At 34.8% G+C, this 19,601-nt stretch carries 19 protein-coding genes; 14 read left to right on the top strand and 5 right to left on the bottom strand.

Annotated elements, in window-relative coordinates:
- Window positions 1-29: 29 nt before the first annotated feature.
- Window positions 30-554 carry a DUF7935 family protein gene (locus tag QWY90_RS09755; RefSeq protein WP_290285724.1) on the bottom strand — a complete coding sequence of 175 codons (525 nt, stop codon included), beginning with the start codon at window positions 552-554 and terminating at the stop codon, window positions 30-32.
- A 125-nt stretch (window positions 555-679) separates the two neighbouring features.
- Between QWY90_RS09755 and QWY90_RS09750 the strand changes: the two genes are divergently transcribed.
- Both QWY90_RS09750 and QWY90_RS09745 read left to right on the top strand, forming a co-directional pair.
- Complete coding sequence (locus QWY90_RS09750) at window positions 680-3,007, top strand: ATP-dependent helicase (RefSeq protein WP_290285722.1); 2,328 nt, start codon at window positions 680-682, stop codon at window positions 3,005-3,007.
- A gap of 89 nt (window positions 3,008-3,096) precedes the next feature.
- A complete protein-coding gene (locus QWY90_RS09745; protein ID WP_290285720.1) occupies window positions 3,097-3,717 on the top strand; it encodes an L-threonylcarbamoyladenylate synthase in 621 nt (206 codons plus the stop codon).
- A gap of 113 nt (window positions 3,718-3,830) precedes the next feature.
- Here QWY90_RS09745 and QWY90_RS09740 read toward each other — a convergent pair whose 3' ends face one another.
- The 3 genes from QWY90_RS09740 to QWY90_RS09730 all read right to left on the bottom strand — a co-directional run bounded on the left by QWY90_RS09740 (window position 3,831) and on the right by QWY90_RS09730 (window position 6,193).
- Window positions 3,831-4,667: an OmpA/MotB family protein gene (locus QWY90_RS09740; RefSeq protein ID WP_290285718.1), complete on the bottom strand. Its 837-nt coding sequence runs from the start codon at window positions 4,665-4,667 to the stop codon at window positions 3,831-3,833.
- Between the two features lie 84 nt (window positions 4,668-4,751).
- On the bottom strand, window positions 4,752-5,741 hold the full coding sequence (locus QWY90_RS09735; protein WP_290285716.1) for a glycosyltransferase family 2 protein: 990 nt from the start codon (window positions 5,739-5,741) through the stop codon (window positions 4,752-4,754).
- Window positions 5,742-5,743: 2 nt separating this feature from the next.
- Complete coding sequence (locus QWY90_RS09730; RefSeq protein ID WP_290285714.1) at window positions 5,744-6,193, bottom strand: type I restriction enzyme HsdR N-terminal domain-containing protein; 450 nt, start codon at window positions 6,191-6,193, stop codon at window positions 5,744-5,746.
- 54 nt (window positions 6,194-6,247) lie between these two features.
- Here QWY90_RS09730 and holA point away from each other — a divergent pair, with 54 nt between their 5' ends.
- The 12 genes from holA to QWY90_RS09670 all read left to right on the top strand — a co-directional run bounded on the left by holA (window position 6,248) and on the right by QWY90_RS09670 (window position 18,294).
- Window positions 6,248-7,252, top strand: a complete 1,005-nt coding sequence (gene holA, locus QWY90_RS09725) for a DNA polymerase III subunit delta (protein ID WP_290285712.1) — start codon at window positions 6,248-6,250, stop codon at window positions 7,250-7,252.
- 28 nt (window positions 7,253-7,280) lie between these two features.
- Window positions 7,281-8,555, top strand: coding sequence for a metal-dependent hydrolase family protein (locus tag QWY90_RS09720; RefSeq protein ID WP_290285711.1), 1,275 nt, complete (start codon window positions 7,281-7,283; stop codon window positions 8,553-8,555).
- Window positions 8,556-8,634: 79 nt separating this feature from the next.
- Window positions 8,635-9,747 carry an NAD(P)/FAD-dependent oxidoreductase gene (locus QWY90_RS09715; protein ID WP_290285710.1) on the top strand — a complete coding sequence of 371 codons (1,113 nt, stop codon included), beginning with the start codon at window positions 8,635-8,637 and terminating at the stop codon, window positions 9,745-9,747.
- A complete protein-coding gene (locus QWY90_RS09710) occupies window positions 9,744-10,487 on the top strand; it encodes a methyltransferase domain-containing protein (RefSeq protein WP_336622158.1) in 744 nt (247 codons plus the stop codon). Before QWY90_RS09715 ends, QWY90_RS09710 begins: the two co-directional genes overlap by 4 nt.
- Window positions 10,488-10,499: 12 nt before the next feature.
- Complete coding sequence (locus QWY90_RS09705; RefSeq protein ID WP_290285709.1) at window positions 10,500-11,552, top strand: type III polyketide synthase; 1,053 nt, start codon at window positions 10,500-10,502, stop codon at window positions 11,550-11,552.
- Between the two features lies 1 nt (window position 11,553).
- Window positions 11,554-11,979: a 3-hydroxyacyl-ACP dehydratase FabZ family protein gene (locus QWY90_RS09700; RefSeq protein ID WP_290285708.1), complete on the top strand. Its 426-nt coding sequence runs from the start codon at window positions 11,554-11,556 to the stop codon at window positions 11,977-11,979.
- A gap of 1 nt (window position 11,980) precedes the next feature.
- Complete coding sequence (locus QWY90_RS09695; RefSeq protein WP_290285707.1) at window positions 11,981-13,249, top strand: beta-ketoacyl-[acyl-carrier-protein] synthase family protein; 1,269 nt, start codon at window positions 11,981-11,983, stop codon at window positions 13,247-13,249.
- Between the two features lie 7 nt (window positions 13,250-13,256).
- Window positions 13,257-13,511, top strand: a complete 255-nt coding sequence (locus QWY90_RS09690) for an acyl carrier protein (RefSeq protein WP_290285705.1) — start codon at window positions 13,257-13,259, stop codon at window positions 13,509-13,511.
- Complete coding sequence (locus tag QWY90_RS09685; RefSeq protein WP_290285703.1) at window positions 13,508-14,005, top strand: 4'-phosphopantetheinyl transferase family protein; 498 nt, start codon at window positions 13,508-13,510, stop codon at window positions 14,003-14,005. The genes QWY90_RS09690 and QWY90_RS09685 overlap by 4 nt, the downstream gene beginning before the upstream one ends.
- Before the next feature lie 88 nt (window positions 14,006-14,093).
- The gene (locus QWY90_RS09680; RefSeq protein WP_290285701.1) at window positions 14,094-14,276 is read left to right on the top strand and encodes a CAL67264 family membrane protein; all 183 of its coding nucleotides are present in this window, start codon (window positions 14,094-14,096) and stop codon (window positions 14,274-14,276) included.
- A 40-nt stretch (window positions 14,277-14,316) separates the two neighbouring features.
- A complete protein-coding gene (gene ettA, locus QWY90_RS09675; RefSeq protein ID WP_290285699.1) occupies window positions 14,317-16,011 on the top strand; it encodes an energy-dependent translational throttle protein EttA in 1,695 nt (564 codons plus the stop codon).
- 78 nt (window positions 16,012-16,089) lie between these two features.
- Window positions 16,090-18,294, top strand: a complete 2,205-nt coding sequence (locus QWY90_RS09670) for a response regulator (RefSeq protein ID WP_290285697.1) — start codon at window positions 16,090-16,092, stop codon at window positions 18,292-18,294.
- On the opposite strand, the gene QWY90_RS09665 is transcribed toward QWY90_RS09670, so the two are convergent.
- A complete protein-coding gene (locus QWY90_RS09665; protein ID WP_290285696.1) occupies window positions 18,291-19,547 on the bottom strand; it encodes a DEAD/DEAH box helicase in 1,257 nt (418 codons plus the stop codon). The genes QWY90_RS09670 and QWY90_RS09665 overlap by 4 nt on opposite strands.
- Window positions 19,548-19,601 lie beyond the last annotated feature (54 nt).

The raw sequence follows: 19,601 nt of genomic DNA, 5'->3' as shown, positions 1-19,601 counted from the left end.
AAATCCTTCTCAACTGAGAAGGATTTTTTTTATCCTAAAACTTCAGCGACTTCATTTTTTAAATAACTAAGTGCAACTGTAGTAGCTGATTGTCCGTCGAGTAGATTGCTTAAAATCTTTTCCCTTAACTGATCTGCAGTGGTAACAGTCTCATCCAAAGTAGTCTTTCTGATATTTTGAATGATGGTGTTTTTAGCAGTCAAAAGCATCGTCCAAAGCTCGTTAGTAATATATATTTGTTGCGTAATGTTGTGCTCGTATTCCTGTTCAATATGATGAATCAAAAGATTTTGATAATCAACTTTGTCATCACTCAAAGGAGCTACTCTAATCAGCAACTTCGCCGGATTAATGCGCTCTAAAAACAAAGCCAATCTTTCATACGCCTGCAAACGCAAAGGCAACGAATGTTTCTGATTCTCTCTTTGTAACAACCAACGTCTGGTATTTTGTTGGTCTTTAAAGTAATTATCAAACAAATAATATGCTACACCACCTGTAATCAGTGAAGGAACAGCATACATCAGTAATTCTATTATTTTATCTGAATTCATAGCTAAATTATATCTAAAATTGTTCACAAATATAATAGAAATACCCATAAAAGTCTATTGCTTTTCACGTTTAGTAACATTAAATTTGTTGACGAAGATTTTAAAACTTCAGCGACTTTTAAAAAATGCAACACTACATTTCTCAACTCAACGAAGCCCAACAACAACCCGTTTTTCAGAAAGATGGTCCAATGATTATTATCGCTGGAGCAGGTTCAGGAAAAACCCGTGTGTTAACGGTTCGTATTTCCTATTTGATGAGTTTGGGTGTCGATGCGTTTAATATTTTGGCATTAACCTTTACCAATAAGGCGGCACGTGAAATGAAAAAACGTATCGCTGATATTGTCGGAACTAATGAAGCTAAAAATCTATGGATGGGAACGTTTCATTCAGTGTTCGCAAGAATCCTAAGAAGTGAAGCCGATAAATTAGGTTATCCGTCAAACTTTACTATTTACGATACACAAGATAGTGTCCGACTCATTTCAGCCATTATCAAAGAAATGCAATTGGATAAAGATATTTATAAACCGAAACAGGTTTTAAGCAGAATATCATCGTATAAAAATTCATTAATTACTGTCAAAGCATATCTCAACAATCCTGAACTGCAAGAGCAGGACGCCATGAGTAAAAAGCCAAGATTGGGTGAAATCTATGCCAATTATGTAGACAGATGTTTCAAAGCTGGAGCAATGGATTTTGATGATTTGTTATTAAAAACCAACGAACTCCTAAATCGTTTTCCGGATGTGTTGGCCAAATACCAAGACCGTTTTAGATACATTTTGGTTGATGAGTACCAAGATACTAATCATTCACAGTATTTGATTGTGCGTGCGTTGAGCGACAGATTTCAAAACATTTGTGTCGTTGGTGATGATGCCCAAAGTATCTATGCTTTTCGTGGAGCCAACATCAATAACATTCTGAACTTCCAAAAGGATTATGAAAATGTAAAGACCTATCGATTAGAACAAAACTATCGCTCGACCAAAAACATTGTTGAAGCAGCCAATTCGATTATTGATAAGAATAAAACCAAACTCGATAAAGTTGTTTGGACAGCCAATGATTATGGCGCTAAAATAAAAGTACATCGCAGTGTTACTGATGGAGAAGAAGGCCGATTTGTAGCTGGTGAAATCTTTGAGCAAAAGATGCGCAATCAAATGATCAACGGTCAGTTTGCGATTTTGTATCGTACCAATGCACAATCTCGAGCCATGGAAGACGCCCTACGTAAACGTGATATTCCGTATCGAATTTATGGCGGTTTGTCTTTCTATCAAAGAAAGGAAATCAAAGATGTTTTGTGCTATTTGCGATTGGTAATAAATCCAAAAGACGAAGAAGCATTGATTCGTGTAATTAATTATCCCGCTCGTGGTATTGGAGACACCACTATTGAAAAACTTACGGTTGCCGCTAATCATTACAAGCGTTCCATTTTTGAAGTAATGGAAAATATCGACAAGATTGATTTAAAATTAAACTCGGGCACCAAACAAAAAATAGATGATTTTGTGACGATGATTAAGAGTTTTCAAGTCATCAACGAACAACAGGATGCATTTGTTTTAACGGAGCATGTAGCAAAAAAAACAGGCTTAATCCAGGAACTCAAAAAAGACGGAACTCCCGAAGGCATCGCCCGTATTGAAAACATAGAAACCTTAATGGGCGGTATCAAAGACTTCATCGAAGGCCAAAGAGAAATTGATGGCGCGCGTGGGGCTTTATCCGAATTCATGGAAGATGTAGCATTGGCAACTGATTTAGATCGAGATACTGGCGATGATGACAGAGTGGCTTTGATGACGATTCACTTGGCAAAAGGATTAGAGTTTCCGTATGTTTTTGTAGTTGGTATGGAAGAAGATTTGTTTCCGAGTGCCATGAGTATGAATACCAGAAGTGAACTCGAAGAAGAGCGAAGATTGTTTTATGTTGCCTTAACCCGAGCGGAACATCAAGCCTATTTAACTTATGCGCAATCGCGTTACCGTTGGGGTAAATTAACCGATGCCGAACCTTCTCGTTTTATCGAAGAAATAAAAGATGAATATTTAGAATATATCAATCCGTTGGACACAGGTTATCGATACAAGCCAACAATAGATTTGGATATTTTTGGTGATATTGATAAATCCAAATTGCGGTTAGCCAAACCAACAGCCGGAATGCCACCAAAGAAATATGGTGATGAACCGGTTTCATCTTTAAATATTCGTAAATTGAAACCAATTGGGAATGCACCGAGTAACAACACGAATTTGTTTGATAGTAAATTAACAATTGGAAATGTAGTCATTCACGAACGCTTTGGTAAAGGCGAAGTTGTTAGTTTAGAAGGCACAGGCGCAGACAAAAAAGCAGAAATAAAATTTGAAGTAGGTGGAATTAAGAAGCTGCTTTTGAGATTTGCTAAGCTTGATGTGATTGGATAAGAAACAAGAAGCAAGAGACAAGAAGCAAGAATAAATAACTATATAGAGACAAGTCTTTTATCTTTTCTCTTTCATCTATTTTCTAATTTATGGCCGAATTTATAAAAATATACGAAGACAAACCAAGCGAAGCTGCTATCAAGAAGGTTGTGGATGTTTTGCGCAATGGTGGTTTGATAATATATCCAACGGATACTGTTTATGGATTAGGTTGCGATATTACAAATACCAAAGCTTTGGAACGTATTGCTAAAATCAAAGGAATCAAACTTGAGAAAGCTAATTTTTCTTTTGTTTGTAGTGATTTGAGCAACTTGTCTGATTACGTTCGTCAAATAGATACATCAACTTTTAAAATTCTAAAAAGAAGTTTGCCTGGACCGTATACTTTTATTTTGCCTGGAAGCAATGATTTGCCAAAAGAATTCCGCAAAAAGAAAACTGTCGGAATTAGAATTCCGGATAATAATATTGCACTCGAAATTGTAAAACTATTAGGAAACCCAATTGTATCAACCTCTATTCACGATGAAGATGAAGTATTAGAATATTCTACTGACCCGGAATTGATTTTTGAAAAATGGCAACACTTTGTTGACTTAGTCATTGATGGTGGTTATGGTGATAATGTTGGTTCTACGATTATTGATTTATCGGGATACGAACCAGTAGTCATTAGGGAAGGAAAAGGCGATACTGATATTTTTTAGAAAGGAAATAGAAGAATAAAGCAAGATAAAATAAAAACGTCCCAATAAATTAGGACGTTTTTTATTTAGATAAGAGTCTTTGATCTTGCTTCTTGTTTCTTTTCTCTCAAAAATTATTTCTTCTGATTTTTCATTTCTTTTTCAATCATATCGTAGAATTCATCAATTTTTGGTAAAACTACAATACGTGTTCTTCTGTTTTTTGCTCTGTTATCAGCAGAATTGTTATCCACTAATGGAATAAATTCACTTCTTCCGGCTGCAATTAATTGAGATGGTTTAACACCTAAATCTTTTGTCAATACTCTAACAATAGCAGTTGAACGCTTTACACTCAAATCCCAGTTGTCAAGTAATATTGCATTTCCTGTAAAAGGGACATTATCTGTATGACCTTCAACCATACATTCAAATGTAGGACGGCTATTGATTACTTTAGCTACTTTGCCTAAAACTTCTTTAGCTCTGTCACTTACAACATAACTTCCGCTCTTGAATAATAATTTATCAGCAATCGATATGAAAACTACACCTTTTTCAACATTGATTTCAATATCTGGATCAGAAATTCCAACAGAGCTTTTTAAGCTAGTAACCAAGGCTAATGTAACGCTGTCTTTTTTAGTCAAAGCATCTTGAAGTCTTGAAATTTTTAAATCTTTTTCTTTTAAACTTTCCAATGATTTTTCTAAGTTTTGAGCACCTTTTGTAGTTAAAACAGTCAAATCTTTTGTATTACTAATCAAATCTGAATTGTTTTGTTTAAGGTAATCATTTTGTTTAGAAAGCGCGTCTTTTTCAGAAAGACATAAGTTCAATTTAACGGTAGTTGAATTCAATAAATCTTGACATTCTTTGTTTTGTGCTTCAAGAGCAGCAATTTTTTTCTTTGTGCCACAAGAGGTTAGGGTAAGGGCAACTAGCGAAAGTGCGAAAATTACTTTTTTCATAAGATAGGGTAATTAAAATTTCAACAAAAGTAAGGATAATTTAGGTTTGAAAGAGTCAAATACAATGATAAACTCTTGTTAAAATTATTTTTTAAAAACGGTGGTATTTTTTATGAAGTAGCTATAGAGAATACTTTTAGAATAATAATAGGAATCAGACTGAGCTCCTTTTCGTTTTTTTAACGTTTTGTTTATCATGCTATAAAATGCGAGATGTGCTTTGATAATTGCCCAGCAATGAATAAGTTTTCCTTTAAAAATAAATTGAATTCCAGCAATTCCATCAAGTATCAGACGCACAAAAAGAATTGGAACCAACTTATTTTCGGGCAAATTTTTGGTAAGCATCAATAATGAATTCCTGAAATTTAGGAAAGTTTTCTTCGGATTGCTTTCATTTAAAGTCGCACCACCAATATGATAAACCACAGAAACCGAAGTGTATTTGGCTTTATAACCCAAATTAAAAGCACGCCAGCACAAATCAATCTCTTCCTGATGGGCAAAGAAATCGGCATCAAAACCATTTAGTTTCCTATAAATTTCTTTTCTGATAAAAAAACAAGCACCACTTGCCCAAAAAATTTCTAACTCATCATCATATTGACCATTGTCTTTTTCTATTGTTTCAAAAATGCGTCCTCGACAAAAAGGATAACCAAACTGATCAATGAAACCTCCAGCAGCACCAGCATATTCAAAGTAGTCTTTGTTTTTATAATCTAAAATTTTGGGTTGAATGATTCCAATTTCAGGTTGATTTTCAAAAATAGAAAGAATTGGAGCAAGCCAGTTTTGAGTAACTTCAATATCGGAGTTAACTAATGCATAATATTCTTCTTCTACTTTCTCCAACGCTAAATTATATCCTTTAGCAAAACCATAATTACCCTCATTTTTTATAATAGTAATCGTTGGAAACTTTTCTTTTACAACCGCAATCGAATTATCTGTTGATGCATTATCGGCCACATATATTTTAGCTTCATCAGAATACGCCACAACAGAAGGCAAAAACTGCTCTAACAATTTGGCTCCATTCCAGTTTAATATGACTACGGCTATTTTCTTCAATGTTATTTGCTTATAAAATTTGGTAGCTCTTCAAGAAAAACATATTGCTCATTTTCAAAGTCCATTTGACAAAAGTAATGATTTAGTCCGTTGGTTACCATTAGGTATTTTGCTTTCATTTTCAGGTTATAACGTGCAATTTGGTCGAAGGTTTCCTGAGTTATTTTTACTTCTGGCGCTTTACATTCTACTAATAAAAATAGTTCCCCATTGGGATGAAAAACTACAGCGTCGTAGCGTTTGTTGATATCATTTACTTTAATTAGTTTCTCAACATTAATATATGATTTTGGATAATTCTTCTCTTGTAGTAAAAATTGAACTGTATGTTGACGAACCCATTCTTCGGGAGTTAGAATGATAAACTTTTTCCTGATGTCATCAAAAATAGACACTTTATTTTCACTATTTTTGAAGCGAAAGTTATAGGAAGGAAAGTTGAGTTTTTGCATCCAACAAATCTATTATCAATTAAACGAATAACCAAATAACCGAATCAACTTATTTTGGAAGAAGTAGTAAAAATTATCAACGACATCAAAGCAGGAAACATCAAGCCAATCTATTTTCTGATGGGTGAAGAGCCTTATTATATTGATAGAATCACGGAATATTTAGAAGATAATCTTTTAACAGAAGATGAAAAAGGGTTTAACCAAATGGTGCTTTATGGCCGTGATACTACTATTGATGATATCGTTGCGAATGCCAAACGTTACCCAATGATGGCAGAACGTCAAGTGGTAATTGTTAAAGAAGCACAGGAATTATCTAGAACAATTGACCAATTAGAAAAATATGCTGAAAATCCACAACCTACTACGGTTTTGGTTTTTGCTTACAAATATAAATCTCTTGACAAACGCAAGAAAGTAACAAAAACGCTCGAAAAACATGGTTTGGTCTACGAAAGCAAAAAAATGTATGACAACAAAGTCGGTGAGTGGATTAAACGCGTTTTACAAGGCAGAGGTTATGGAATAGAACCAAAAGCTATGGCAATGCTTGTTGAGTTTCTGGGAAACGATTTGAGTAGGATTGCCAACGAATTGACCAAACTGGAAATCATTTTGCCAAAAGGAAGCACAATTACACCCAATCATATAGAAGAAAATATTGGCTTCAGTAAAGATTTTAATGTGTTTGAATTTCGAAAAGCCATCGGAGATAAAAACCAATTCAAAGCCTATCAAATTGCCAATTATTTTGCACAGAACCAAAAAGACAATCCAATTGTTATGACCAACGGATTGGTATTCAGTTTCTTTTCTGCTTTACTTCAATATCATGGTTTAAAAGACAAATCGCCAAGTAACGTTGCCAAAATATTAAGGGTAAGTCCATTTTTTGTAAATGATTATATCACTGCTGCACATAATTATCCAATGAAAAAAGTAAGTGCCATTGTTGGAAAACTACGCGATATTGATGTAAAAAGCAAAGGTGTTGGAGCTAATGCTTTACCTCAAGGCGATTTGCTAAAGGAAATGTTGGTGAGTATTTTTAATTAATTTTCTATCTTTATCAAAATCAAAAAACATGAAAAAACTATTCCTCTTCACCATTCTATTAACGGTACTAATTACACAAGCTCAAGATACTTATATCCATTGTGGTAAATTAATAGATACTAAAAATGGTAAAGTACTAACTAATAAAACCATAATAGTTTCTGGTAAAACTATAAAGAGCATTGAAGAGGGTTTTGTTAATTCAACCAATGTAACAGACAAAATTATTGACCTCAAAAACAAAACGGTTATGCCGGGTTGGATTGATATGCACGTCCATTTAGAGGAAGAAAGTAGTCCAACACATTATATCGAAGAATTTACCTTGAATGATGCTGATATTGCTTTTAATGCTGAGGTTTTTGCCAAGCATACTCTTATGGCGGGTTTTACAACGGTCAGAGATTTAGGCGGAAGCGGTGTTAATGTATCGCTTAGAAATGCCATAAATGCCGGCAAAGTTATTGGTCCACGAATCTTTACTGCCGAAAAAGCTTTGGCATCAACAGGAGGCCATGCCGACCCAACAAACGGTTACAGAAAAGACTTGATGGGAAATCCTGGTCCAAAAGATGGTGTCGTTAATAGTATAGAAGATGCTAAACAAGCTGTACGACAACGCTACAAAAATGGCGCCGATTGGATAAAGATAACAGCTACAGGCGGCGTGTTAAGCGTTGCTAAAAGTGGCACTAATCCGCAATTCACTCAAGAAGAAATGGATGCCATTGTTGCCACAGCCAAAGACTATGGGATGAAAGTAGCCGCACACGCTCACGGCGATGAAGGAATGCAACGAGCCATAAAAGCTGGTGTAAAAACTATAGAGCATGGCACAGAAATGAGCGATACTACGATGGACATGATGATAAAATACAATTGCTTTTTAATACCAACATTATCTGCTGGGAAGTTCGTTGCCGAGAAAGCAAAAATTGCCAATTATTACCCAGCCATTGTAGTTCCTAAAGCGTTGTCTATTGGACCAAGATTGCAAGCTATGTTTGCAAGTGCTTATAAAAAAGGAGTACCATTTGGTTTTGGTACAGATGCTGGTGTGTTTCCTCACGGTGAAAACGCCAAGGAATTCATTTATATGACCGAAGCAGGTGTTCCTTTTATTAGAGCACTGCAAGCTGCCACTTTTACCAATGCCATGTTACTTGATATGGACAAACAAATTGGAATTATAGCACCAGGTTTTTTAGCCGATATTGTCGCTACTAATGATGATCCTTCTCAAGTTGTGTCTACCGTTACTAATGTTGTTTTTGTTATGAAAGAAGGCGTAGTTTATAAATAGTTGTCAAACTTTCAATTATTTAAATCTTTAACATAATTATACAAATTGTTCATAAGACAATTGCTTACTTTTACATTGTATGGAAAGTAAAGAAGTAATAATTTTAGGTGGAGGTTTAGCTGGTTTGACAGCGGCTATTCATCTTTTAAAACTCGATTGTAAGGTTTTACTTTTTGAAAAAAATGAATTTCCCAAGCATAAGGTCTGTGGTGAATATATATCGAATGAAGTGTTACCTTACTTGCAATCCTTAGCCCTAAATTTAGAAACACTGCATCCAAAAAAGATTTCAAAACTAAATTTTTCATTGGTTTCAGGAAAAACTATTAAAGCCAATTTGCCTCTTGGTGGAGTTGGAGTAAGTAGATTCGCTTTAGATTATTATCTCTATCAAGAAGTACTCAAAAGAGGAGGTAAGATTGTTCAAGAAACAGTTTCTAATGTGGTTTTTCTTGAGGATAAATTTCGTGTAACTACAAACAATAGTGTTTTTTGTGCCAAAGTTGTTTTGGGTGCTTTTGGAAAACGTTCAAATTTGGATGTTGTCCTAAAGCGCAATTTCATCAGTAAACCCTCAAACTGGTTAGGAGTAAAAGCCCATTATAAAGTTAATTTTGCTGACGATGTGGTTGGCTTACATCATTTTAATGGAGGCTATTGTGGTGTGTCTAAAGTGGAAACCGATTTAGTTAACATTTGTTACTTAGGAAATTATGAAACTTTTAAAAAATATAAAAGCATAACAGCCTATCAGGAAAATGTAGTATGTAAAAATCCTAATTTAAAAGCTATTTTCACGGATGCGATAATTCAATTTGAAACTCCCTTGACGATAAGTCAGATATCTTTTGAACCCAAAAAAAGTGTAGAAAACAAAATGTTAATGATTGGCGACACAGCCGGATTGATTCATCCATTATGTGGTAATGGTATGGCAATGGCAATTCATAGTGCAAAATTAGCTTCTGAATCGGTTATCAATTTTTTTGAAGGTCGTTGTTCCAGAACCGAAATGGAAAGACAGTACTCAAAATTATGGAGAAAAAATTTTGCTAATCGAATACAAACAGGCAGGTTGTTAGGAAATTTGCTTCAAAAAGAAAAGCTGGCCAATGTTGTTTTAACTATCGTTACAACCATTCCGTTTTTATTACCGCTGTTAATTAAAAAAACCCACGGTCGACCGTTATGATGCCACTCAATACAAAATACCGAACAAATCAATCCGAGATTATGGATGATTTTGAGATGGAAGGTGAAGAGCTTCGTGATGCACTGGACAAAATCGCCAAAATAAATCAGCTGTTAGGTGGCAACCAACTGACACTCGAAGGCGTCAAAAAAATCATGAGACATAAGCCGAAGGATGTTTGTACAACTATTGTAGATGTAGGTTGTGGTAATGGTGATATGTTACGAACCTTAGCTCTTTATGCTGAAAATAACAACTTAAATTTTAAATTAATTGGCATCGATGCAAATCAATTTACAATCAATTATGCTAAAAAATTATCACTTCATTATCCTACTGTTACATACCGCTGTGAAGATATATTTGACACCACTTTTTCATCGCTACACTATGATATCGTACTGTGTACATTGACACTTCATCATTTTAAAGAGGAAGAAATTATAAAACTATTAGAAGTATTTAAAACCAACGCGAGGCTCGGAATTGTGATTAATGATTTGCACAGAAGCGCCATTTCCTATCGATTATTTCAGGCTTTGTGTTTTGTCTTCGGATTGAATACCATGTCAAGAGAAGATGGACTGATTTCGATTTTAAGAGGTTTTAAAAAGCAGGAATTAGAGCAATTCTCTAAGAAATTGAACTTTGCTAACTACACCATACAATGGAAATGGGCATTTCGATACCAATGGATAATCAACCTACAGTTAGTTGTAAATTTTGAACAAAAAGAATAATACAGAATACCAATGAGCGTTACAATAAAAACAGTTGCTAAAGAATTACCCAAATATTCAAGAACTACAGAAGAAATACTTCCGTTTCTTAATACATGGCTTATTGGACAAGATGAGCGTTTTATTAGGAAAGTAAGCAAGATATTTGAAGGTGCGCTGGTAGATAAACGGTACTCGATAATGGATCCAATTGAAGTATTTACCAAAACATCATTTGAGGAAAGAAACGACATTTATGTTCGAGAAGTGATTGCCCTTGGTGAAAAAGTACTTGACAAAGCTTTAAAGAAAGCTGACTGGAAACCGGAAACACTCGACTATATTATAACAGTAAGTTGTACCGGAATTATGATTCCGTCATTAGATGCCTATTTAATCAATTCACTTAAATTACGTCAGGATATTATCAGATTGCCAGTTACCGAAATGGGTTGTGCAGCAGGAATTTCGGGGATGATTTACGCTAAGAATTTTCTTCAGGCCAATCTAGGAAAACGGGCAGCTATTATTGCAGTAGAAAGCCCAACGGCCACATTTCAACTCGATGATTATTCGATGGCAAATATTGTTTCTGCGGCTATCTTTGGCGATGGCGCTGCTTGTGTTTTACTTTCGTCTCATGAAGAGGATGAAGGGCCAAAAATTCTGGCAGATGAAATGTATCACTTTTATGATGCGATTCACATGATGGGTTTTAAACTTACCAATTCTGGTCTGCAAATGGTTTTGGATATTGAAGTTCCCGAAACTATTGCATCACATTTTCCAGATATTATTCATCCTTTTTTAGAAAAAAATCAATTAAAAATCGAAGATATAGACCATCTGATTTTCCATCCAGGAGGTAAAAAAATTGTACAGACAGTGGAAGATTTGTTTTCCGATTTAGGAAAGAATATAGATGATACCAAAGAAGTGTTACGATTGTATGGTAACATGTCGAGTGCCACAGTATTATATGTTTTAGAACGTATAATGGATAATAAACCAAAGCAAGGAGAAAAGGGATTATTATTGAGTTTTGGACCAGGATTTTCAGCGCAACGTATATTAATTGAATTCTAAAATGTATAAAAGTATTATAAATAAATTACCCTATTCAAAGCCTTTCTTATTTGTAGATGAGTTGCTGCATATCGATGAAAATGGCGTGGAAGGAAAGTATACTTTTAGAGATGATTTAGAATTTTACAAAGGACATTTTAAAGGCAATCCAATAACACCGGGTGTTATATTAACCGAAACTATGGCACAAATCGGAGTTGTTTGTTTTGGAATTTATTTATTAGGAAATGATTTTAATGATAAATCAAAAGTCGCATTAACATCAGCTGAAATTGAATACCTGAAACCGGTTTATCCCAATGAAACGGTAACCGTAGTTTCAGAAAAAGTATATTTTAGATTTGGTAAGTTGAAGTGCAAAGTTAAAATGCTTACTGCAAATAAAGAAGAAGTTTGCCATGGCACTATAGCCGGAATTATTTTATAAAATGGAAAGAAGAGTAGTGATAACAGGTCTGGGAATTGTTGCTCCAAATGGAGTGGGACTCGCTGCGTTTACTCATGCGATTAAAAACGGAATTTCAGGCATAAAACATGATGCTGAACTTGAACGCTTACAATTTTCCTGTCAGATTTCGGGAACTCCAGAAATCTCAGAAGCATTAAAAAGAGACTATTTTACAGAGTTGGAACTTAGAAATTTTAATTCAACTGGAATTTTATATGGTGTTATTGCCGGAATGGAGGCATGGAAAGATGCCGGTCTACCCATCGAGCAGAAGGAAAACCCGGATTGGGATTCGGGTACAATTTTCGGAACCGGAACTTCAGGTATTGAAAAGTTTAGAGAAAGCATTTATAAAATCGATAATCTGGAAACCCGTAAACTAGGAAGCACTGCTGTTGCTCAAACAATGAACAGCGGCGTGAGTGCTTATTTGGGAGGAAAACTCGGTTTGGGAAATCAAGTCACAACTAATTCTTCTGCTTGTACCACAGGAACCGAAAGTATTTTGATGGCTTATGAACGCATTAAACTCGGTCAAGCCAAAAGAATGTTAGCAGGAAGTACTAGCGATAGTGGACCTTATATTTGGGGTGGATTTGACGCTATGAAAGTGTGCACATTTAAACACAACGAAACACCAGAACAAGGTTCCAGACCAATGTCGGCTACAGCTTCAGGGTTTGTACCAGGGAGCGGTGCAGGTGCATTAGTATTAGAAGATTTAGAAACTGCTATAGCTCGTGGTGCCCTAATTTATGCAGAGGTTCTAGGAGGAAATATAAACTCCGGTGGACAACGCGGACTAGGAACAATGACAGCTCCAAATCCAGTTGCGGTGCAAAAATGCATAACAGCTGCTATGGCTCATGCCGGAATTAACTCGGATGCTATTGATGCCATAAACGGACATTTAACGGCGACCAGTAAAGACGGTTTGGAAATACAGAATTGGAGTGAGGCACTGAACAGAAAGGGAATTGATTTTCCCTATATCAACTCATTAAAATCAATGGTTGGCCATTGTTTGTCAGCCGCAGGAAGTATTGAAAGTGTTGCTTCGGTGCTTCAGGTTTATCACGGATTTGTTTTTCCGAATATAAACTGTGAGGATATAAATTCTGATATCATCAATACAATTGACATCTCTAGAATTCCGCAACAACTTATTGAAAAAGATATCACTATCTTAGCCAAAGCCAGTTTCGGATTTGGAGATGTGAATGGCTGTGTGATTATAAAAAAAATATAACTAAACTATGGATAAAGCTGCTATCATTGAAAAATTGAAAACGATCGTAAAACCTTTTGTCAAGAATGAACAGGCCTTCGATAACATCAATGAGAATACCGATTTTATTAAGGATTTAAATATAAATTCGGCTAATTTGGTTGATATTGTTTTAGACGTAGAAGATGCTTTTGAGATAACAATAGACAATGAATCTATGGAAAAGATGCTTTCTGTAAAAGCTACTATAGAAATAATTCAAAGCAAACTTTCAGAAAAGTGATTGGAAATGATATTATAGATTTAGCTCTTGCCAAAAAAGAAAGCAATTGGAAACGCAGAGGATTTTTAGACAAACTTTTTACTCCAAATGAGCAACTGTATATTTTGAACTCTGATGATCCCGAAACAGCAGTTTGGAATTTATGGAGCAGAAAAGAAGCCTGCTACAAAATTTACAATCGCCAAACTAATATAAGGGGATTTATTCCACTTCGATTAGAATGTTTTGATATAGAATCAAAAGAAGGAATAATTCATGGTATTGTTGTTTGCTATGATACCACTTATTATACCCAAACTACAATCAATTCAGAGTTTGTTGAAACCAATGCATTGCTTCACCCTATATTTTTTTATAAAATAAAAACGCTTTCATCCAGCGAACAGCTTATCAAAACCAATGAATTACCATTCTATTATGATTTGATAAACAAGATTTTAAATCCAGCTTCCAAAAGTCATCATGGTAAGTTTGAAAGAATAATAAGTTTTTAAATTATTGCATAAATGCAGTAGTACATTTTGTTCCAAAACATATTTTTTTACGATATTTGCTTTCGCTAAAAAATAAATACCACAAATTATGGGAATGAATAAAAATACCGTTTTAGGATGGGCAACCTTAATCATGATTATCATGGGATTCACTCTAATCGGATTAGGAGTATATCGTTATGCTGATACTGCAGGTTGGGGTTTCGGAGCAGTAGGTGTCGGTTTCTTAGCCAATGCTTGGGTTTTTAGTTCGCTTAAAGGGCGATTGTAATCTAAATAATCTAATAATCTAACTATCTAATAATCTAAATATGTCTGACGATAAAAAAGTAATTTTCTCCATGCAACGATTGAGTAAATCGTATCAAGGAAGTGATAAGCAAGTACTAAAAAACATCTATTTAAGTTTCTTCTACGGAGCAAAAATTGGAATTCTAGGATTAAATGGTTCGGGTAAATCTTCCTTGTTGAAAATTATTGCCGGAGTAGATAAAAATTACCAAGGTGATGTAGTATTTCAACCAGGTTATACGGTTGGTTATTTAGAACAAGAGCCAAAACTAGATGAAACTAAAACGGTTTTAGAAATAGTAAAGGAAGGTGTAGCAGAAACAATGGCGCTTTTGGACGAATTCAATACAATAAATGACAGTTTTGGTTTGCCTGAAGTATATGAAGATGCCGATAAGATGGATAAATTAATGGCTCGTCAAGCGGAATTGCAAGATAGAATTGATGCTTGTGGTGCTTGGGAAATTGATAATAAATTAGAAGTCGCAATGGATGCACTTCGCACACCAGAAGGTGATATGCCAATCAGTGTATTATCGGGTGGAGAAAAACGCCGTGTGGCTTTGTGTCGTTTGCTATTACAACAACCTGATGTATTGTTATTGGATGAGCCAACCAACCACTTGGATGCTGAAAGCGTACTTTGGTTAGAACAACATTTAGCGCAATATGCCGGAACCGTAATCGCAGTAACACACGATAGGTATTTCTTAGATAACGTTGCCGGTTGGATTTTGGAATTAGATAGAGGAGAAGGTATTCCGTGGAAAGGAAACTATTCTTCTTGGCTTGACCAAAAAACAAAGCGAATGGAGCAAGAAGAAAAAGTGGCTTCTAAACGCAGAAAAACTCTAGAACGAGAGTTAGATTGGGTTCGTCAAGGTGCCAAAGGAAGACAAACCAAACAAAAAGCACGTCTACAAAATTACGACAAACTCTTAAACGAAGACCAAAAAGAACTCGACGAGAAATTAGAAATCTACATTCCCAATGGTCCACGTTTAGGAACCAATGTTATTGAAGCTAAAAATGTAGCCAAAGCTTTTGGAGATAAGTTATTATATGACAACTTAAACTTCACTTTACCTCAAGCCGGAATTGTTGGAATCATCGGTCCAAACGGTGCCGGTAAATCTACTATTTTCAGAATGATTATGGGAGAAGAAAAACCGGATGCAGGCGAATTTACCATTGGTGATACGGTTAAGATTGCTTATGTTGACCAAGCCCACTCAAATATTGATGCCAATAAATCAATATGGGAAAACTTCTGTGACGGACAAGAATTAATCATGATGGGTGGAAGACAAGTGAACTCGAGAGCTTACTTATCCCGTTTTAATTTTGGAGGAAGCGATCAAAACAAAAAAGTAGCCACATTATCAGGTGGTGAACGTAACCGTTTGCACTTGGCGATGACATTGAAAGAAGAAGGAAACGTATTATTATTAGATGAACCAACAAATGATTTAGACATCAATACGCTTCGTGCTTTAGAAGAAGGGTTAGAAAATTTTGCCGGTTGTGCTGTAGTAATTAGTCACGACAGATGGTTTTTGGATAGAATTTGCACACATATTTTGGCGTTTGAAGGTAACTCTGAAGTTTACTATTTTGAAGGCGGATTTTCAGAATATGAAGAGAACAAAAAGAAACGTTTGGGTGTTGATGTGACTCCAAAACGAATCAAGTATAGAAAATTAATTAGAAATTAATTAAAAGCATTGAAAATCCCGAGCAATCGGGATTTTTTCTTGAATAAAAATTTTATATTTGAGCGTTGAACAATCCTTATGATTAAAGCCAAATCAATTAGTTTACTTGTGTTTTTATTTTTTTGTTATGCCAATACGGTAGCGCAAGATTATAAGAAAGAAAAAGCGGAAATTGATAAATTACTTAATCAAGCTGTAACCGATTTTAATGAGGCAAAATACGACATTGCATTAGAATCTTCAAAGCAAGCATTGATTAGCTCTTTTGCTATTAATGACGATTTATATATTGCTCAATCCTACAATACGCTTGGTGTTATTTACAATGAATGTTCCGATACTAAAAAAGCAATTGAATTTTATAACAAAGCGCTTACTTATGCCAAAAGTACCAATAATGACAAACTCTTCAATTGGATATATGGCAATTTAGGAAGTGTTTATTATTACAACCAAGTTGATGTTCCAAAAGGAATCAATTATTATAAAAAGGCATTATTTTATGCCGAAAAAATCAAGGACAGCACCGACATCAATAATACAAAGATGAATCTTGTCAGTGCTTATTTTGCGATTGACAAATACGATGAAGGAAATCTCTATTTAAAAGACATTCAGGAAAATGTACTGAAGTATGGTGACCAAGAAATCAAAATGAGAATGAATTCGCTGCTTGGGATTTATGCTACATATCATAATAGAAAAACCGAAGCAGAACAATATTATGCTAAAGCTCACAAAATAGCCAAGGAGATTCAATCTGACTCCTACTTAATTAGTATTTATGAAAACTTGGTTCGCCATCACAAACATTATGATGAACCTGAAAAAGCAAAGGAGTATAAAGCAAAATTAGATTCATTAAATAAAGTTGTTTATTCAGATGACAAACTCGACAACCTTGAGAATACAGCGGTACAAATTGAGTTGGACGAATACAAAAATCAATTGGAACGAATTGAGAAAGTAAACGAAAAGCATCAAAAAAGCATTAAACAGTCAAAATTGATTGTTATTTTATTTATAGTCATCCTGATAATTTTGTTGTTGTTTCTATTGACTTTGTACAAAAATATAAAGCTAAGAGAACAAGCCAATATCGAATTACAAAAAGCTAATGAGCAACTTGTTTTGGCCAAAGAAGCCGCAGAAGAAGCATCGCAGCTCAAATCCCAGTTTGTGTCTACAATTACTCATGAGCTAAGAACTCCATTGTACGGAGTTATTGGAATTACCAATATTATTTTAGACGAACATAAAGAACTTGGTAATAGTCCACACTTAAAATCCTTAAAATTTTCTGCAAAATACCTGCTTTCACTTGTGAATGATATTCTTCAAATCAATAAGATAGAAGAGAAACGCATTGTATTAGAAAACCTGATTTTTAACCTTACGGATGAAATCACTTTGATAAAAAATTCGGTTGAATATATAGCCGATAAAAACAATGATGTATTTACTGTTGAAATTGATACGGCCATTCCTGAGTTTTTAATTGGCGATAAACTCCGCTTGTCACAAATCATAATGAATTTAGTGAGTAATGCGTTGAAGTTTACCAAAAACGGTGAAGTTGCTGTCATTGCCGATTTGAAAAAAGTAGAAGGCAAAGTCTATTTTATTGAATTTAAAGTAAAAGATACCGGAATTGGCATTGCAAAAGAACATCAGGATAAAGTCTTTGATAAATTTGTTCAAATAGAACGGAAAGAGGAAGATTATCAAGGTACAGGTTTGGGATTGTCTATTGTTTCTAGTTTGGTGAAATTATTTGACAGCGAAATTCATCTGGAAAGCGAGGAAAATGTTGGCACCACTTTTTCATTCACTATCGGATTTGAATTTGATGAAGATAAATCAATAGAAATTATCAATAATATTGAAGTAGATTTATCAACCAGTCATTTATACAATATTTTGGTTGTAGAAGACAATAAAATCAATCAGGTTGTGACCAAAAAAATTATCCAGAGCAGCAATATGAGTTGTACAATTGTAGATGATGGTTATGCTGCTTTGGTAGCATTAGAACGAGAATCGTTTGATTTGATATTAATGGATATCAATATGCCCTTAATCAACGGTTTTGATACTACAAGAAAAATTAGAGAAAAAGGAATAACCATTCCAATTATTGCTTTGACAGCTTTTGATAAACAGGAAGTCGCAGAACAAGCAATTTCAGCCGGTATGAATGATGTAATGGTAAAACCTTTTGAACCATCGAAGTTATTTCAGGTAATTCACAATCAAATTAAAAATAAAGAAAACGCTGATTAGTACCAGCGTTTTTTATTCTTTTTAGAAGCTTCCGATTTTCTTGAATTGTTTTCCTTTCCTTCGGGTTTCTTTTTGTTTCTTAAATCAGGTTTCGCATCCGGATTGGGTTCAGCATCTTTCCATGGAAACGGATGGTCTTTTATAGTTTTCACATCTACCTTTATCAATTTCTGAATATCTTTCCAGTAAGGCTCTTCATCTTTACTGCAAAATGAAATAGAAATCCCGCCATTTCCAGCACGACCGGTTCTACCAATTCGGTGTACATAAGTCTCCGGAATATTTGGCAAATCAAAATTGATTACATAAGGTAAACTTTCAATGTCAATTCCACGAGCAGCTATATCGGTTGCAACCAAAACAGATATTTCTTTGTTCTTAAAATGATCTAAAACACGTTGTCTTGCCGTTTGTGATTTGTCACCGTGAATGGCTTCTGAATTTACTCCATGTTTTTTCAAGGCTTTCACAACATTGTCGGCGCCATGTTTGGTTCTGACGAAAACTAACAAATTGTTGAGGTTTTCATTTCGTATTAAATGGTATAATAAACCACGTTTGTCTTCTTTTCCAACAAAATAAATACGTTGTTCAATTTTTTCAGCCGTTGATGAAACTGGAGTAACCGATACATATTCTGGTTTGTTTAAAAAAGTATCCGCTAATTCTCTTATAGCCATTGGCATCGTTGCCGAAAATAATAAAGTCTGCCTGTTGGTTGGAACCAATTTGACAATTTTTCTAACATCGTTAATAAAACCCATATCGAGCATCAAATCGGATTCATCTAAAACCAAATAATGCAAGCTGTCAAAATCGATAAAACCTTGTTTGTGTAAATCCAATAATCTTCCAGGTGTGGCAATTAAGATGTCAACGCCTTTCTTTAATTGATCTACTTGTGATACTTGCGAAACGCCACCAAATATGGTTAGTTGTCGAATGTTGGTATATTTTCCATAAGTGTCAAAACTCTCTCCAATTTGAACGGCTAATTCACGAGTTGGTGTCACTACTAAACAACGAATTTCTTTTGTTTTTTTTGACGAACCTATCATTCGGTGTAGGTTATGTATAATCGGAATAGCAAAAGCTGCTGTTTTTCCTGTGCCTGTTTGAGCGCAGCCTACTAAATCTTTTCCGGCTAAAATAAATGGGATTGCCTTTTCCTGAATAGGTGTTGGGCTGGTGTATCCTTCTTCAAAGACCGCTCTTTGAATACTTTTGGATAATGATAAATCTTCGAATAACATATAATATACTTACCGTTAAGTAGTAAGTCGGCGTAAAGATAGGGTTTTATAAGT

It is taken from the genome of Flavobacterium paronense, from assembly GCF_030409795.1.
Classification (GTDB): domain Bacteria; phylum Bacteroidota; class Bacteroidia; order Flavobacteriales; family Flavobacteriaceae; genus Flavobacterium; species Flavobacterium paronense.
The sequence above is the reverse complement of the archived record's forward strand: the minus strand, read 5'-3'. Positions and strand labels throughout refer to the sequence as shown.

What these genes read in the sequence shown, in the direction of transcription:
- QWY90_RS09755 (WP_290285724.1), bottom strand. Translation starts at nt 554, where the DNA reads ATGAATTCAGATAAAATAATAGAATTACTGATGTATGCTGTTCCTTCA.
- QWY90_RS09750 (WP_290285722.1), top strand. Translation starts at nt 680, where the DNA reads ATGCAACACTACATTTCTCAACTCAACGAAGCCCAACAACAACCCGTT.
- QWY90_RS09745 (WP_290285720.1), top strand. Translation starts at nt 3,097, where the DNA reads ATGGCCGAATTTATAAAAATATACGAAGACAAACCAAGCGAAGCTGCT.
- QWY90_RS09740 (WP_290285718.1), bottom strand. Translation starts at nt 4,667, where the DNA reads ATGAAAAAAGTAATTTTCGCACTTTCGCTAGTTGCCCTTACCCTAACC.
- QWY90_RS09730 (WP_290285714.1), bottom strand. Translation starts at nt 6,193, where the DNA reads ATGCAAAAACTCAACTTTCCTTCCTATAACTTTCGCTTCAAAAATAGT.
- QWY90_RS09720 (WP_290285711.1), top strand. Translation starts at nt 7,281, where the DNA reads ATGAAAAAACTATTCCTCTTCACCATTCTATTAACGGTACTAATTACA.
- QWY90_RS09715 (WP_290285710.1), top strand. Translation starts at nt 8,635, where the DNA reads ATGGAAAGTAAAGAAGTAATAATTTTAGGTGGAGGTTTAGCTGGTTTG.
- QWY90_RS09710 (WP_336622158.1), top strand. Translation starts at nt 9,744, where the DNA reads ATGATGCCACTCAATACAAAATACCGAACAAATCAATCCGAGATTATG.
- QWY90_RS09705 (WP_290285709.1), top strand. Translation starts at nt 10,500, where the DNA reads ATGAGCGTTACAATAAAAACAGTTGCTAAAGAATTACCCAAATATTCA.
- QWY90_RS09700 (WP_290285708.1), top strand. Translation starts at nt 11,554, where the DNA reads ATGTATAAAAGTATTATAAATAAATTACCCTATTCAAAGCCTTTCTTA.
- QWY90_RS09695 (WP_290285707.1), top strand. Translation starts at nt 11,981, where the DNA reads ATGGAAAGAAGAGTAGTGATAACAGGTCTGGGAATTGTTGCTCCAAAT.
- QWY90_RS09690 (WP_290285705.1), top strand. Translation starts at nt 13,257, where the DNA reads ATGGATAAAGCTGCTATCATTGAAAAATTGAAAACGATCGTAAAACCT.
- QWY90_RS09680 (WP_290285701.1), top strand. Translation starts at nt 14,094, where the DNA reads ATGGGAATGAATAAAAATACCGTTTTAGGATGGGCAACCTTAATCATG.
- ettA (WP_290285699.1), top strand. Translation starts at nt 14,317, where the DNA reads ATGTCTGACGATAAAAAAGTAATTTTCTCCATGCAACGATTGAGTAAA.
- QWY90_RS09670 (WP_290285697.1), top strand. Translation starts at nt 16,090, where the DNA reads ATGATTAAAGCCAAATCAATTAGTTTACTTGTGTTTTTATTTTTTTGT.
- QWY90_RS09665 (WP_290285696.1), bottom strand. Translation starts at nt 19,547, where the DNA reads ATGTTATTCGAAGATTTATCATTATCCAAAAGTATTCAAAGAGCGGTC.